General features: G+C 68.8%; 16 protein-coding genes. 7 read left to right on the plus strand and 9 right to left on the minus strand.

Annotated elements, in window-relative coordinates; all coding sequences use genetic code 11:
* The first annotated feature begins 14 nt into the window (after positions 1-14).
* Complete coding sequence (locus tag D0Z60_RS00590; RefSeq protein ID WP_118856048.1) at positions 15-344, plus strand: HesB/IscA family protein; 330 nt, start codon at positions 15-17, stop codon at positions 342-344.
* A 58-nt stretch (positions 345-402) separates the two neighbouring features.
* The gene (gene xth / locus D0Z60_RS00595; RefSeq protein ID WP_118856051.1) at positions 403-1,176 is read left to right on the plus strand and encodes an exodeoxyribonuclease III; all 774 of its coding nucleotides are present in this window, start codon (positions 403-405) and stop codon (positions 1,174-1,176) included.
* On the opposite strand, the gene D0Z60_RS00600 is transcribed toward xth, so the two are convergent.
* Entirely contained in the window at positions 1,173-2,318 is a 1,146-nt protein-coding gene (locus tag D0Z60_RS00600; protein ID WP_118856054.1) for an N-acetyltransferase, read from the minus strand. The two genes, xth and D0Z60_RS00600, sit on opposite strands and share 4 nt — an antisense overlap.
* 223 nt (positions 2,319-2,541) lie before the next feature.
* Here D0Z60_RS00600 and D0Z60_RS00605 point away from each other — a divergent pair, with 223 nt between their 5' ends.
* Together D0Z60_RS00605 and D0Z60_RS00610 are read left to right on the plus strand one after the other, a co-directional pair.
* Complete coding sequence (locus D0Z60_RS00605; RefSeq protein WP_240325489.1) at positions 2,542-3,417, plus strand: serine hydrolase; 876 nt, start codon at positions 2,542-2,544, stop codon at positions 3,415-3,417.
* Between the two features lie 94 nt (positions 3,418-3,511).
* Positions 3,512-3,868 carry a hypothetical protein gene (locus D0Z60_RS00610; RefSeq protein WP_118856057.1) on the plus strand — a complete coding sequence of 119 codons (357 nt, stop codon included), beginning with the start codon at positions 3,512-3,514 and terminating at the stop codon, positions 3,866-3,868.
* Here D0Z60_RS00610 and D0Z60_RS00615 read toward each other — a convergent pair.
* Positions 3,865-4,890 carry an NAD(P)H-dependent flavin oxidoreductase gene (locus D0Z60_RS00615; RefSeq protein WP_118858363.1) on the minus strand — a complete coding sequence of 342 codons (1,026 nt, stop codon included), beginning with the start codon at positions 4,888-4,890 and terminating at the stop codon, positions 3,865-3,867. The two genes, D0Z60_RS00610 and D0Z60_RS00615, sit on opposite strands and share 4 nt — an antisense overlap.
* A gap of 32 nt (positions 4,891-4,922) precedes the next feature.
* The gene (locus D0Z60_RS00620; protein WP_118856060.1) at positions 4,923-6,155 is read right to left on the minus strand and encodes an aspartate kinase; all 1,233 of its coding nucleotides are present in this window, start codon (positions 6,153-6,155) and stop codon (positions 4,923-4,925) included.
* 49 nt (positions 6,156-6,204) lie between these two features.
* Here D0Z60_RS00620 and ubiG point away from each other — a divergent pair, with 49 nt between their 5' ends.
* Both ubiG and D0Z60_RS00630 read left to right on the plus strand, forming a co-directional pair.
* The gene (ubiG, locus tag D0Z60_RS00625; protein WP_118856063.1) at positions 6,205-6,924 is read left to right on the plus strand and encodes a bifunctional 2-polyprenyl-6-hydroxyphenol methylase/3-demethylubiquinol 3-O-methyltransferase UbiG; all 720 of its coding nucleotides are present in this window, start codon (positions 6,205-6,207) and stop codon (positions 6,922-6,924) included.
* Between the two features lie 41 nt (positions 6,925-6,965).
* Positions 6,966-8,705: a DEAD/DEAH box helicase gene (locus D0Z60_RS00630; protein ID WP_118856065.1), complete on the plus strand. Its 1,740-nt coding sequence runs from the start codon at positions 6,966-6,968 to the stop codon at positions 8,703-8,705.
* Here D0Z60_RS00630 and D0Z60_RS00635 read toward each other — a convergent pair.
* From D0Z60_RS00635 to D0Z60_RS00660, 6 genes are all read right to left on the minus strand, one after another.
* Positions 8,702-9,376 (minus strand): hypothetical protein, encoded by a 675-nt coding sequence (locus D0Z60_RS00635; RefSeq protein ID WP_118856070.1) that lies wholly within the window; start codon positions 9,374-9,376, stop codon positions 8,702-8,704. The two genes, D0Z60_RS00630 and D0Z60_RS00635, sit on opposite strands and share 4 nt — an antisense overlap.
* A gap of 49 nt (positions 9,377-9,425) precedes the next feature.
* Positions 9,426-10,097, minus strand: a complete 672-nt coding sequence (locus D0Z60_RS00640; protein ID WP_118856073.1) for a glutathione S-transferase family protein — start codon at positions 10,095-10,097, stop codon at positions 9,426-9,428.
* Between the two features lie 34 nt (positions 10,098-10,131).
* Entirely contained in the window at positions 10,132-10,566 is a 435-nt protein-coding gene (locus tag D0Z60_RS00645) for a hypothetical protein (protein WP_118856076.1), read from the minus strand.
* A 58-nt stretch (positions 10,567-10,624) separates the two neighbouring features.
* Complete coding sequence (locus tag D0Z60_RS00650; protein WP_118856079.1) at positions 10,625-11,425, minus strand: undecaprenyl-diphosphate phosphatase; 801 nt, start codon at positions 11,423-11,425, stop codon at positions 10,625-10,627.
* A 9-nt stretch (positions 11,426-11,434) separates the two neighbouring features.
* On the minus strand, positions 11,435-12,391 hold the full coding sequence (locus D0Z60_RS00655) for an NAD-dependent epimerase/dehydratase family protein (protein WP_118858364.1): 957 nt from the start codon (positions 12,389-12,391) through the stop codon (positions 11,435-11,437).
* A gap of 75 nt (positions 12,392-12,466) precedes the next feature.
* Complete coding sequence (locus D0Z60_RS00660) at positions 12,467-13,654, minus strand: retropepsin-like aspartic protease family protein (protein WP_162888013.1); 1,188 nt, start codon at positions 13,652-13,654, stop codon at positions 12,467-12,469.
* A gap of 75 nt (positions 13,655-13,729) precedes the next feature.
* Between D0Z60_RS00660 and D0Z60_RS00665 the strand changes: the two genes are divergently transcribed.
* On the plus strand, positions 13,730-14,221 hold the full coding sequence (locus D0Z60_RS00665; protein ID WP_162888014.1) for a hypothetical protein: 492 nt from the start codon (positions 13,730-13,732) through the stop codon (positions 14,219-14,221).
* Positions 14,222-14,223 lie beyond the last annotated feature (2 nt).

Consider the following 14,223-nt stretch of genomic DNA (forward strand, 5'->3'; position numbering starts at 1 on the left):
CCTATCTCGCGGGCGTGAGCGAGCCTTCCATCTCTTTGACCCCATCCGCGGCGAACCGCGTGCGCCTGATTGCCGAGCGCCAAGGCAAGCCGGCCGTGCTGCGCCTTGCGGTGGATGGCGGCGGCTGCGCCGGTTTCACCTACAAGTTCGAGCTCGGCGAGCCCGAGGAGGGCGATGCCGTGGCGCAGGGCGAGGGCGCGACGCTGGTGGTCGATCCGGTCAGCCTCGACCTCCTCGCCGGAAGCCAGGTCGATTTCGTCGAGGATCTCGGCGGAGCGGCGTTCAAGGTGACCAACCCCAATGCCGCCTCCGGCTGCGGGTGCGGGACGAGCTTCTCGGTCTGACCTGGATCCCGGCCTTCGCCGGGATGACGAGCTTCATCGGCCGCGCTAGGCACGGCCAATGAAGCTCGTCACCTACAACCTCAACGGCATTCGCGCGCGGCTGCCGCGCTTGCTCGAATATCTCGCGCGCGAGGCGCCCGACGTGGTCTGCCTGCAGGAATTGAAGTGCGCCGACGAATTGCTACCGGTCGGCGATATCGAGGCGGCGGGCTACCAGGCGGTGTGGCACGGCCAGAAGGGCTTCAACGGGGTGGCGATCCTGTCTCGCGGCGCCGCTCCGATGCTTCGCGGGATCGGGCTTCCAGGCGATCCGGACGATAGTCACAGCCGCTTTATCGAAGCGGAGGTCGAGGGTGTCGTCGTCGGCTCGATCTATCTGCCCAACGGCAATCCGGTGGGGACCGAGAAGTTCGATTACAAGCTCCGCTGGATGGAGCGACTCAACGCCCACGCCGCCGAGCTGCTAGCGAGCGAGCGGCCGGTGGTGCTGGCGGGCGACTACAACGTCATCCCCGAGGACCGCGACACGTTCAGCCGCCGGGCGATGGCCAATGACGCTTTGTTCCAGCCGGAAAGCCAGCAGGCCTTCCGTCGGCTGGTCAACCAGGGCTGGACCGACGCGCTGCGCGCCTTCCACCCCGACGAGCCCAAGCTGTTCACCTTCTGGGATTATACGGCCGGGGCATGGCAGCGCGATGCGGGCTTCCGCATCGATCATCTGCTGTGCTCGCCGCGCGCCGCCGACCGGCTGCTCGCCGCCGACGTCCACAAATGGGCGCGCGGCGAGGAGAAGGCCAGCGACCACGCCCCGGTGATGGTGGAGCTCGCTTAGAGCGTCTTCTCGAACACCCGGTAGCGGTGGTTGATGCCCGCGCCGGGCAGCTCGGCGATCGACATCATGCCCTGATTGTCCTCGAGCACCCAGCCGAACTCGCCGTGGTGGATGCCATATTTCCCGACGCACACGCGGCGGGTGTATTCGATCAGCATAAACGCGAACTGGCTCGCCAGCCGGCTGGATTGATAGGCCTTGCGCACGCCCATCAGCGGCACGCGCACGCGCGTCGTGGCGACCTTGCGGATGCGCCACAGCAATTTGGCCCAGCCGAACGGTAGCAGGCGCCCGTCGAGGTCGGCGATCATGCTGTTGACGTCAGGAATGGTGATCATGAACGCGGCGGGCTTGAACCCCGCGCCGTCGTCATATTCGGCGATCTTGACCAGATCCGCGATGATGATCGGCTTCAATTTCTTGCCGGCGTAGGCGATCTCGGCCGGGGTCAGCGGAACGAAGCCCCAATTGTCGGACCAAGCGTCGTTGAGGATGTCGAGGATGATTGCCGCCTCGGCATCGAACCGCGCCTTGTCGACATCGCGGATGCGGATCCGGGGATTGCGCGCGCCGGCCTGGATCAGCCGGTCGATCAGCGGCACCATGTCGATTCGAATGTCGAGCGCGAAGGTCAGCAGGTCGCGCGCCTTGGCGTAGCCGGCGGCCTCGATCCATGCGCGATACTCCGGGCGGTGGTGGCCCATCATCACCATCGGCGGCTCGTCGAAACCCTCGATCAAGAGGCCCGGCTCGTCCCAGATCGACAGGCTGATCGGGCCGAGTGCGCGGGCCATGCCCTGGCCGCGAAGCCAGTCCTCGGCGGCGACGATCAGCGCGGCGGCGGCCTCGCCGTCGAGCGCGTCGAAAAAGCCCCACTGGCCGGTGGCCGGCATCCGCTCCTGGACCAGCTCGTCGACCTGGGCGCTAATCCGGCCGACTACCGCGCCGTCGCGCCGGGCGAGGAACAATTGCGCGCGGCCGTGGCCGAACCACGGGTTCTCGCGCGGGTCGAGCAGCGCATGGACCTCGCTCTTCAAGGGCGGAATCCACGCCGGATCGCCAGCATAAGCGGTCCAGGCAAAGTCGACGAAGGCGCGGCGGTCGGCCTTGCCGGCAACGGGCTGGACGGTGAGCTCGGACATCGCGCGATTGGCTAGCAGGCTTTGGCCGGACGGGCCAAGCGACGCTCGAGCTGGCGAGGAAATGCGGCCGACTGTCCCGACCCCGGCAGTTCGTCGCGTGTCAGACTCGGTTCATCGCACGGCTTTAGGAGAAAATTAACCTTGAGATGGATTCGTGGAAGGTCAGTAGGTTAGGCTTTGTGTTTCGCCGGGTGCGGCCCGCGGAACGGGCGAGGGGATGACGATGACTCGAGTGGCGGGGATCCTGATGTGGCTGTTGGCGCTGGTTGCGGCGCCGGCAATGGCCGCCTCGTCGCCGTCGCTCACCAGCCTCGAGCGGCAGCTCGCCTACATGGTCGACGGCCGCTCGGGCAATTACGGCATTGCCGCGCTCGACCTCGCGACCGGCGAGATGGTCAGCCTGCGCGGCGATACCGCCTTCCCGATGGCGAGCACGATGAAGATCGCGGTCGCAGCCAACTATCTTGCCCAGGTCGAGTTCGGCCGCCGCAGCCTCGACGATCGCATCGGCGGGCGCTCGGCGCGGGCGCTGATGGAAGCGATGATGATCAAGAGCGACAATGTCGCGACCGACCTGCTGCTCGCCAACCTCGGCGGTCCGGCCAAGCTCCAGCAATGGCTGCGCGAGCGTCACGTCAGCGGTATGCGGGTCGACCGCACGATCGCGCAATTGCTCGCCGCCAAGCGGGATCTGTGGGACGTGCGCGACAGCGCCACGCCGCGGGCGATGGTCGAATTGCTTCGGCGGATCGACAAGGGCGAACTGCTGCGCCCGTCGAGCCGCGCCTACCTCCTCGACCTGATGGCGCGCTGCAAGACGGGCCGGAACCGGATGCGCGCTTTGCTCCCGGCCAGCGCCCAGGTCCAGCACAAGACCGGCACGCTCAACAATTACACCAGCGACGTCGGCTTCATCACCTTGCCCGACGGGCGGCGGCTGGCGGTCGCCTTTTTCGCCCGCGGTGGAGCAAACCGCCCGGCGACGATCGCGATGGCCGCGCGCACGATCTACGACGGATTCGCGCGCACCTTCCTCGCGCCGGTGGCCGCGCCCTTCACCCGCTCGTTCGGCACCGCCGCGACGGTCGGCAGCAATTAGCCCGCCCAATCGACTCCATTACGGAGTCGTCACGTAACTTGCTTGCGTTCCGCGCATTGTCCTTCGATCGACCCTCGATCGCGGGAGCGCAGACATGATGACCATCGACCGGCCGCTCGACTGCCCCGACCCGGCGATCTCGGTCGCCATGCTCAAGCTGATCGAGGCGATCGAGACCCACCGGCCGGACGAGGATCCGGTCACCCTGGCGTTTCGCTCGGCGCAATTGGTCGGCACCGTTCGCCGCTGCCTCGCTACCGGGCCGCGGCGCGACCTCCACCACGATCTGTGGCTGGCCACCGAGCTCGAGGATTTCGAGCGGCGGTGGAACAGCTCGGCGGTGATCGGCGGCCGGTTCGACCTGTTCGCGCGCGACAGCCGCCGCTTCCTGGCGATGATCGACGAACGCATGGGCGCCGGTAGCCTGAACCGCCGACCGAGCGTTGCCTAGCCGCGGCTGGAGAGGGCGGCGGCCGCTTCGTCGATCAGTTCGCGCAGGATATCGGCGACCGGCTCCTCGCGCTTGACCATGCCGACCGACTGGCCGGCCATCACGCTGCCGCTCTCGACATCGCCGTCGATCACCGCGCGTTTCAGCGCCCCGGCCCAATAATGTTCGATCTGGAGCTGCGCCTCGGCCATCTCGATCGCGCCCGAATCGAGCGATCCGGCGACTTCGCGCTGCTTGGCGGCGAAGCGTTCCATCTCGCGGTTCTTGAGCGCGCGCACCGGGATCACCGGCAGCCGCGGGTCGATCTGGACCGACGGTATGGCGTCGCGCGCGCTCGCGCGGATGAAGGCGCGTTTGAAATTGGCGTGGGCGATGCATTCGGTGGCGCAGACGAAGCGGGTGCCGAGCTGGACCCCGACCGCGCCCATTTCGAGATAGGCCGCGATCGCCTCGCCCCGGCCGATTCCGCCGGCGACGAACACCGGCACGTCGCGCGCCACCTCGGGCAGGATTTCTTGCGCCAGCACGCTGGTCGACACCGGGCCGATGTGGCCGCCGGCTTCCATCCCCTCGATCACCAGCGCATCGGCGCCCGAGCGGATCATCTTCTTCGCCAGCGCCAGTGCCGGGGCAAAGGCGACCAGCCGAGCGCCGCCGGCCTTGATCCGCTCGATCGCGCCGCCCGGAGGAAGGCCGCCGGCGAGCACCACATGGCCGACCCCGTGCCGCGTGCAGACGTCGACCAACTCGGCGAGTTGCGGGTGCATGGTGATGAGGTTGACGCCGAATGGCCGCGGGGTGCGCTTCTTGGTCTCGGCGATTTCGGTGTCGAGCAGGTCGGGGCCCATCGCCCCGCAGGCGATCACGCCGAACCCGCCGGCGTTGCTGATCGCGCTGACCAGATTGCGCTCGGAGATCCAGCTCATCGCGCCGCCCATGATGGCGGTGTCGCAGCCGAGGAAGTCGGTGCCGCGCCGCATAAGCTCGGCCAGCCGGCTGTGCCCGCTTCCCGCTCCGGGCATGGTTCGGGTTTCGGCGATCAGGCCCTCGCCGCTCATCGGGCGCCGCCGTCGCGGTCGAGCCCGAAGGCGTCGTGAAGCAGCCGCACCGCAAGCTCCATCTCATCCTCCTTGAGCAAGGCGCTGACCTTGATCTCGCTGGTCGTCACCGCCAGCAGATTGATGCCGCGCTCGGCGAGCGTGTCGAACATCCGCGCGGCAAGCTCGGGGTTGGAGCGGATGCCGACGCCGACGATGCTGACCTTGGCGACGGCATCGTCGGTCAGCAACGTCTCGAACCCGATGCTGTCGCGCGCCGCCGCGAGCGCCGCCTTGGCCTGTGCGAGGCTGGCGCGGGGGACGGTGAAATTGAGGTCGCTGCGTCCTTCCCCGGCGGTCGCGGCGTGGACGATCATGTCGACCGGAATGCCGGCCTCGGCAAGCGGGGCAATGGCCCGCGCAACCGTCCCCGGCCGGTCGGCGATGGCGGTCAGCGTGATCCGTGCCTCGCCGCGGTCGGCGGCGATTCCGGCGATGGCGTTCCTCTCCATATCCTCTCCAAGTTCGGCGACGATCTCGGTCCCCGGCAAATCCTCGAATGCGCTCAGCACACGCAGCGGCAATTTCTCGCGCATGGCCAGGCCGACGCTGCGCACCTGCAGCACCTTGGCGCCGACCCCGGCCAGCTCGAGCATCTCCTCGAACGTCACTTGGGTCAGCTTGCGCGCGTTGGGCACGATCCTCGGGTCGGTGGTGTAGACGCCGTCGACGTCGGTATAGATGTCGCATCGGTCGGCGCCGACCCCGGCGGCGATGGCCACCGCGCTGGTGTCCGACCCGCCGCGGCCGAGAGTCGCCACGCGGCCGTCCTCGCTGACGCCCTGGAAGCCGGGGATGACGCACACCGTGCCCGCCGCCAGCGCCTCGCCGAGCAGCGCACCCTCGACCTTCTCGACCCGCGCGTTGCCGTGGACTCCGCTGGCGCGGACCAGCTGCCAGCCCATGAAGCTGCGCGCCTTGAGGCCCATGTTTTGGAGCGTCATCGCCAGCAGCCCTGCGGTGACCTGTTCGCCCGAGGCGACCACCACGTCATATTCCTGCGGGTCGTGGACCGCCGCCGCCTCGCGGCAGAATTGCACCAGCCGGTCGGTCTCGCCGGCCATCGCGCTCACCACCACCAGCACTTGCGAGCCGGCCTCGGCCTCGCGCTTGACCCGGGCGGCGACGCTTCGGATGCGCTCGATCCCGGCCATCGACGTCCCGCCGAATTTCATCACGATGCGGGTCAAGGCTGGTCCTGTTCTGGCCGTTGCAGCGCCGCCCTGTTAGGAGGGCGCCATGGCGACGACAAGTATTCGGGCGGGTGAAGCCGCGCACTTCGGGGCGATGGCCGGCGACTGGTGGGACCCGGACGGCGCGTCTGCGATGCTGCACAAGCTTAATCCGGTGCGCCTGGCCTACATTCGCGACCGAATCGATCAGCATTGGCAGTCCGACGAGAGCGGCTTCCGGCCGCTGGCAGGCAAGAGCGCGCTCGATGTCGGCTGCGGCGCCGGCTTGCTGGCCGAGCCGTTGGCGCGCCTTGGCGCCAAGGTCACCGCCATCGACGCCGCGCCCGAGCTGATCGCCGCTGCGAAAGATCATGCCGCAGGCTCGGGCCTCGACATCGATTACCGCGCGGTCGGGGTCGAGGCGCTCGACGGCCGGTTCGACTTGGTGACCGCGATGGAAGTGGTCGAACATGTCGCCGATCCGCGCGCGTTCGTCCGCGACCTCGCGCAGCGGCTCGCGCCGGGCGGGTTGCTGATCCTGTCCACTCCCAACCGTACCGCCTGGTCGCGGCTGCTGACCATCACGCTCGCCGAGGGCTTAGGCTGGATCCCGCGCGGCACCCATCGCTATGAGGACTTCATCACGCCCGAGGAGATGAGCGCGATGATGGCGGAGGCAGGGCTGGCGGTCGACGACGTCGAGGGCATCGCCGTCTCGCCGACCAAGGGCCTTCATCTCAGCGACGACACCAACCTCAACTACCTCGTCGCCGCTCACCACCGCTAGCACCCTATCGCCGCGCCGCATTTGCGCGTAGGCGGCGCGCCATGCCTCATCCCAATCTCAATCCTGCGCTGGCCAGGGCGCTGGCGGCGCGCGGCTATGCCACGCTGACCCCGGTCCAGGCCGCCGTCGCTGAGCCCGACGCCGACGGCCGCGACCTGATCGTCTCGGCGCGCACCGGCTCGGGCAAGACCGTCGCCTTCGGAATCGCCATTGCCGGCCAGCTGCTCGACGGCGAGCGCGCGCCGTGGAGCCGCGAGCCGCTGGGCCTGATCATCGCCCCGACCCGCGAACTCGCTATCCAGGTCAGCAAGGAGCTCGAATGGCTCTATGCCGAGACCGGCGCTCGGGTCGTGACCTGCGTCGGCGGGATGGACCCGATGAAGGAGCGCCGCGCGCTCCAGGGCGGCGCGCACATCGTCGTCGGCACGCCGGGCCGCCTGCGCGACCACCTCGAGCGCGGCGCGCTCGACCTGTCGACGCTCAAGGTGGCGGTGCTCGACGAGGCCGACGAGATGCTCGACATGGGCTTTCGCGAGGAGCTCGAGGAGATCCTCGACGCGACCCCGGCCGAGCGACGCACCCTGCTGTTCTCGGCGACCATGCCGCGGCCGATCGTCGCGCTCGCCAAGCGCTACCAGAAGGACGCGCTCAGGATCGAGACGCTCGGCGACCGCGAGGCCCATGCCGACATCGCCTATCAGGCGGTGGCCGTGTCGCCGACCGACATCGAGCACGCCGTGGTCAATCTGCTGCGCTTCCACGAGCCGGAGACCGCGATCCTGTTCTGCGCCACGCGTGAGGCGGTGCGGCGGCTTCACTCGAGTTTGGTCGAGCGCGGCTTCCACGCCGTCGCCTTGTCGGGCGAGCACAGCCAGAGCGAGCGCAACCATGCGCTCCAGGCACTGCGTGACCAGCGCGCGCGGGTGTGCGTGGCGACCGACGTCGCGGCGCGCGGGATCGACCTGCCGTCCGTCAGCCTGGTCGTCCATGTCGAGCTTCCGCGCGACGCCGAGGGGCTCCAGCACCGCTCGGGTAGGACCGGCCGCGCCGGGCGCAAGGGCATCGCCGTGCTGATTGTTCCGTTCCGCCGCCGCCGAACGGTCGAGACGATGCTGCGCAACGCGCGAATCGACGCCGAATGGGTCGCTCCGCCGACTGCCGAGGCGATCCTCGAGCGTGACCGCCAACGCCTGCTCGAGCGGTTGTCGGCGCCGGGCGAGCTGGACGAAGGCGATGTCGAGCTGGCCGCGGCGATCCAGGCGCAATTGCCGCCCGAACAGATCGCCGCCGCTTTGGTCCGGCTGGCGCGAACCGATCTTCCCGCGCCCGAAGACATCCTGCCCGCTTCGGAACGCTCGGCCCAGCACGATCCCGGCCCGCGGCCGGGGTTCGACGGGTCGATGTGGTTCCGCTTGAACGCCGGGCGGCGGCACAATGCCGACCCGCGCTGGCTGCTGCCGCTGATCTGCCGCTATGGCCACGTCAATCGCGGGGACATCGGCGCGATCCGGATTGCCGCCGGCGAAAGCTATTTCGAGGTTGCCGCGCGCGCCGCTCCGGGGTTCCTTGCCGCCCTGAAGCGCGCCCGCATCGCGCCCGAGGACGAGGGGCTCGTGATCGAGCCGGCCGAGCCGCGCGATACGCCCGCTGCAGCGCCCGGCGAGCGCCGCCCGCCGCCGCGCCCGGCACGGCACCAGCCGACGGACATGCGGCCCCAGCCGCGCTGGCCGAAAAAGGCCCCAGGCAAGGCCGGACCCAAGCGCCCGGCCAAGCCGCGCTAGAGTTCGGGCGAATGCTCCGCCAGCCGTGCTTCGAAGCGGCGGCGCAGGATCTCGGCCTCTCGCGAGCGTTCGCCCGAAGCGCCCTCGCGCTGGCGGCCGCAGTGGCGCGCAAACTGCTCAACCAGATCGATCAGCCCATCGACCTGCTTGCGCCGGCCGTGATCGTCGGGCGGCAGGTCATGCAGCTCGTGCGCGACCAGCTCGGGCAATCGGCGGTCGATCAGCACGCACAGATCGTGTGCATCCGGGTCCAGCGCCGCATCGCCGAGGGAGGCGCGGCTTCGGTCGATGGAGGATTTGATCGCCGCCAGCCGTTCGCCTTGCTGCGGAGCCAGCGCGACCAGCCGCTGCCAGTCGCGCTCGAACGCGCTCACGTCCGGCTTGGCGCTCACCGTCACTACCGCCTCCGACGCCTTCACCCGCCGCGGCCGAGCGCGCCACTGGTCGAACATGGTCAGAACCAGCACATAGGGGATCCACAGCGCCAGCGTCGTGAACAGCACCAGGAAGATCTGGCCGAACAGATTGTCGGCGACCGCGATGGCGACGGCGATCGCGCTGACCGCGGCAAGCCCGAAGGCGAGCGCGAAGCGCGCCGCGATGCGCATTGCCCGCTCCCACAGCGACGTCATTCGCTCGGTCAGCTCGGGGTAGGGCGAAAACGGCTCCATGCGCGCTAGATGGCCCTGCGCTGCGCCCAATCAAGGACGGCGGCAGCGCTCAGAAATCGACCTTGTCGTAATGCGACGGCGGCACGATCACCTCCATCCGCTCACCGAGCAGCGGGCGGAAAGCGGGCCGGCTCTTCATCACCGCATACCAATCCTTGGTCTGCTTGTGCCCGCGCCAGTCGAGCGCGCCGAGATAATCGACCACGCTCAAATGCGCTGCCGCGGTGAAATCGGCCAGACTCAGCCCGGCCCCGGCGATCCAGCGGCGGTGGTCGAGCAGATAGTCGAGATAGTCGAGGTGGCCGTTGGCGACCCGCATCGCCTCGCGCAGCACGCGGGTGTCCGGCGAGCCGTTGCTGACCAGCCGCTTCCTCATCCGCTCATGCATCAGGGGCTCGACCACCTCGCGGAACAGCTTTTCGTCGAACCAGGCGGTCAGCCGCCGGATCTCGGCGCGGACCACCGCATTGCCGTGGATCATCGGCATGCGGTCGACCGTCTCGTCAAAATATTCGCAGATCGGCTGGCTTCCGATCAGCACCGTGCCGGCGCTGCTGTCGACCAGCACCGGAGTCTCGCCGGCCGGGTTGAGGTCGAGGAATTCATCGCGCCGCTCCCACGGATTCTCGCGCACCAGCTCGTGCGCCACGCCCTTCTCGCCCAGCACGAGCCGGACCTTGCGCGAGAAAGGACAGAGCGGAAATTGAAACAGCTGCCACATGGGGCGGCAGCTTTAGCGCGCGTGGCGGATTAGGCTAGCGCTTCGGATAGCCCGGCTGCGGCAGGTTGGCGGTCGCCTTCTCGAGCTCGGCGCCGAGCCCGGCAAGCGAGCGCATCAGCACCGGCAGCAGCGCGGTCAGCCGCTGCGCGCTCTGCTCGATCATCGGCCCGGCATTGGCCAGCTCGCGCTCGATGTCGCGGCCGTCGGCGGCGGCCATGTCGCGCACCGTCCGGCGCTTGTCGGCGGCGGTCGGCTCGCGTCCCTCAGCGATCGCCTCGATCTCTCCGACCGGCAGGCTCATCAGCGCGCGCGCCAGCGGGGCGGCCATCTTGCCAAGCTTCTTGGCCGTCTCCGGGCTGGTCAGCTCGGGCGGGATCTGCATCGCTTGGGCGGTCGATTGCGGCGCGCGCGGCTGGGCCGCGGCCGGGACCGCGAGCATGACGAGCGGGAGGGCAAACAGGGCACGCATCGGCGAAACTCCTTCGAATCGCCCGACAATGTGCCGCAAATAACTGAATTTGCAACTTTTATCGAAGGCTGAGCCAGGCCAAAGCGGCGATCCCGGCGATGATCCGGTACCAGGCGAACGGCGCGAAGCCGAAGCGCTGGATGATCGCCACGAACGCTTTGACCACCACCACCGCGACCACGAACGACACCGCGCTGCCGAGCAGGATCCAGCCGACCATCCCCTGCTCCATCCCGGCGCCATGCTTGTAGAGCTGGAGCGCGGTCGCGCCCGACAGGGTCGGGACGGCAAGGAAGAAGCTGAATTCGGCGGCGGTCTTGCGGTCGACCCCCATCGCCATCGCGCCGATGATCGTCGCGCCCGAGCGGCTGACGCCGGGGATCATCGCCAGGCATTGGATCAGGCCGATACCGACTGAATGGTTGAGCTGGACCTTGGCCACTCCGCCGCAATCGGTCGGCCGCGCCCAGCGCTCAATCAGCAGGATGGCGATGCCGCCGATGATCAGCGCCCAGGCGACGACCAGCGCATTGCCGAGCAGCAGCTCGATGTAGTCGCCGATCGCCAGGCCAAGGATCACCGCGGGGACAAACGCGACCGCCAGGTTGCGCACGAAGCGCCAGCTGTCGGGGTCGCTTTTGAACATACCGACCAGCACGTCGCGGAAGGTGCGCCAGTAGAGTACGACTATGGCGAGGATCGCGCCGGGCTGGATGGCGATGTTGAACAGCGCCCACTTGTCGGCGTCGAAGCCCATCAGCTCGGTGGCGAGGATGAGGTGGCCGGTCGAGCTGACCGGCAGATATTCGGTCAGCCCCTCGACCACGCCTAGGATGATCACCAGCCACAGGATCGGCATCGCCGTGCCCTAGGTGCCGAGCGGGGTCGAGCGGGCGGCGAAGCGACCGCCCTCGCGGAACCGGCCGAGCCATTCGCCGGCGACCGCCTCGAGCGGTGTCGGAGTGATGCCCAGCTCCTTCAGGCCGCGCGACTTGGGCGCCGCGACATTGTCCTGCTGGAGCATCAGCCACTGGTCCCAGGTAATCGGCGCGCCGGGCAGGAAGCCGAGCCGGGCGAGGCCGGCGGCGGCGAAGTCGGGCACGTCGATCAGCTCGCGCCGTTGGCTCGCCAGCGCGGCAATCCGCTCGGTCAGCGCTCGCATCGTCATCACCTCGAGCCCGCCGATCTCGTAGGTCTTGCCGGCATGCTTGCCGGGCTCGAGCGCGGCGGCGGCGATCGCTTTGCCCAAATCGCGCACATAGACCGGCTGGAAGCGGGTCTTGGGCGCGATGACGGGGTAGAAGGGCAGTGCCGCCATCAAACCGGCGAAACGGTTGGTGAGCTGGTCCTCGGGGCCGAACACCAGGCTCGGTCGGACGATGGTCGCGGCTGGAAACGCGTCCTTGACCGCCGCCTCGCCGCGGCCTTTCGACTGGGCATATTCGGCGGCGCCCCCGGCATCCGCGCCGATGGCCGAGACGTGGACCAGCGCGCTCGCCCCGGCCTTCGCGGCGGCGCGCGCGACATGTCCCGCGCCCTCCGCGTTGATCGCCCCCAACCCGCGGCCCATGACCGCGACCAAGTTGATCACCGCCTCCGCGCCGGCGCACGCCGCGGCAACCGAATCCGGCCGGGTCACGTCGGCCGCGGCAAAGTCGATCTGCCCTACCTGACCGAGCGGCTGGAGGAAGAACGCCTGGCGCGGGAAGCGCTGGGCGACGCGCACCCGGGCCCCGGCGCGAAGCAGTTCCTCGACCACGTAGCGGCCGACGAAACCGCCGCCGCCGAACACGGTGATGAGAGGGGGTAGGGACTTGAGCGGCATGTCCTCGTCCGGTTGCACGTGCGGGCGCGTCCTAGGGCCAAGACGCGCCCGCAGGCAAGCCGGGCGCGGCTCGCCTCAATAATAATCGGCCAGCGTCACGACCACCTTGCGGCCATCGCCGAGCTCGAGTCTGACGGTCTCGCCCGCGGCGCGCTGGTTCCAGCCGCTCGCCGCGCTCTGGAAATAGTCCTTGCCGACGCGCTGGCCATCGACCGCGACCAGCCGGTCGCCCTTCCTGAGCCCGGCTCTGGCCGCCGGCGGACCGGGCGACACGAACGCCAGCGTCAGCTGCTCGCCGTCGAATTCGCTGCGCAGCCCCGCCCGGTCGCGCACGAACACCGGCGGCTTGGCGAGCGGTTCGAGGTAGAGCCGGTTGCGGCCGAGATCCATCGTCACCCGGAACGGCTTGAGCAGGCCGATCCCGGCGTTGACCTCGTCGACCGCGCCGCTCGGCTTGGTCTCGCTCAACGTGACCGGCACGTTGCGGAAGGTTTGCCCGCCGAACGCGATCCGATCGACGGTCACCAGCCGGACCGGGTGCATCCCGCCGACCCCGCCCGCTTCCGACATCGCATAGGGCAGGCTGGCAAGCTCCGGCCGCTTTTCCCAATAGCTCTTGGGAAGCGACAGGGTCGAACCGTTGCCGACGTCGAAATGCGCCTTGACCGGCGCCGCTCCGGCGACCGCGACCGGGATGGTGTTGAGCCGGTCGTCGCCCTTGCCCAGCTCGATCATCGTCGCGTTGGGAGGCGGTGCGAACGAGTCTTGCCTGGCGATGCTTAGCGTCGTCTGCTGCCAGTCGACCCCGACGACCGCATTGTCGAACAGCTCGCGGCCCAACACCACGGTCATCGGCCGGCCGAGCCCGCGCGCCACCGACGCCAGGTCGATCACCACCACCGGCGCATTCTTGAGCGTCAGGCCCCCAAGCTCGAGCGTCACGCCTGTCACCAGCTCGGCCTCGACCGTCCCGCCGGAGCCCTGAGCAGGAATCGACTGGCCCTTGGGCAGCCCGATCTGCCGGGCGAAGGCGCGATCGACCGTGGTCACCCCGGCGCCGGTATCGAGCAGGAAGTCGACCTTGTGCCCGTTGATCCGCCCGTCGGCGATGATCCGGTTGCCGCGGAACAGCTCGAACTTCATCGTCGTGCTTTCTTTCGCCCACGCCACCTCGGCGCGCGGGATCTGCTGGCACGCCGCGCCGGTCAGCGGAGCGGCCGCCAGGGCCATTGCGAACGCCATGTGGAAAAGCTTGCGGGCCATCATCGTTTCCTCTAGAAATATCTGCGAGAGGTATATCAATTATCATAAAACGATAATTAGTCAAGAGGCGGAATTATGGATCGATTACAATTGAGTGCGCGCCGCCTGCGGGTCGCCGTACTGGTGGTGCTCGCCATCCTGGTCGCCGCCTACGCGACGGTTCGACTCGGCATCGATCTCGGACCGCAGATCCGGGTCGAGCGCGCGGGCGGATCGCCGACCGGTTTCGCCGCGACCCTCGCCAGCGACGTCGCGGTGGCGCTGTTCGCCATCGCTTTGTGGCGCCTCTCCGCGATGCTCGGCCTGCTTGCCTCCGGCGAGCGCTTCACCGCTCCGGTCGCCGCCGCCTTCCGCTCGTTCGCCTTGTGGCTACTGCTCGCCGCGCTTGCCCAGATCCTCGTCCCGCTGGTCGTGGCCGTGGCCGGCGGCGGCAGCGGCGGCCGGGTGGCGATGGTGTTTGACCTGCGCGAAGCCTTCGCAGTCATCGCCGCTTTGGTCCTGTTCCTCGTCGCGCGGATGCTTGAGGAGGCGGCTCGGATCGACCTCGAGCTGCGCGAGATCGTCTGACC

Source organism: Sphingomonas mesophila (assembly GCF_003499275.1).
Lineage (GTDB): Bacteria > Pseudomonadota > Alphaproteobacteria > Sphingomonadales > Sphingomonadaceae > Sphingomicrobium > Sphingomicrobium mesophilum.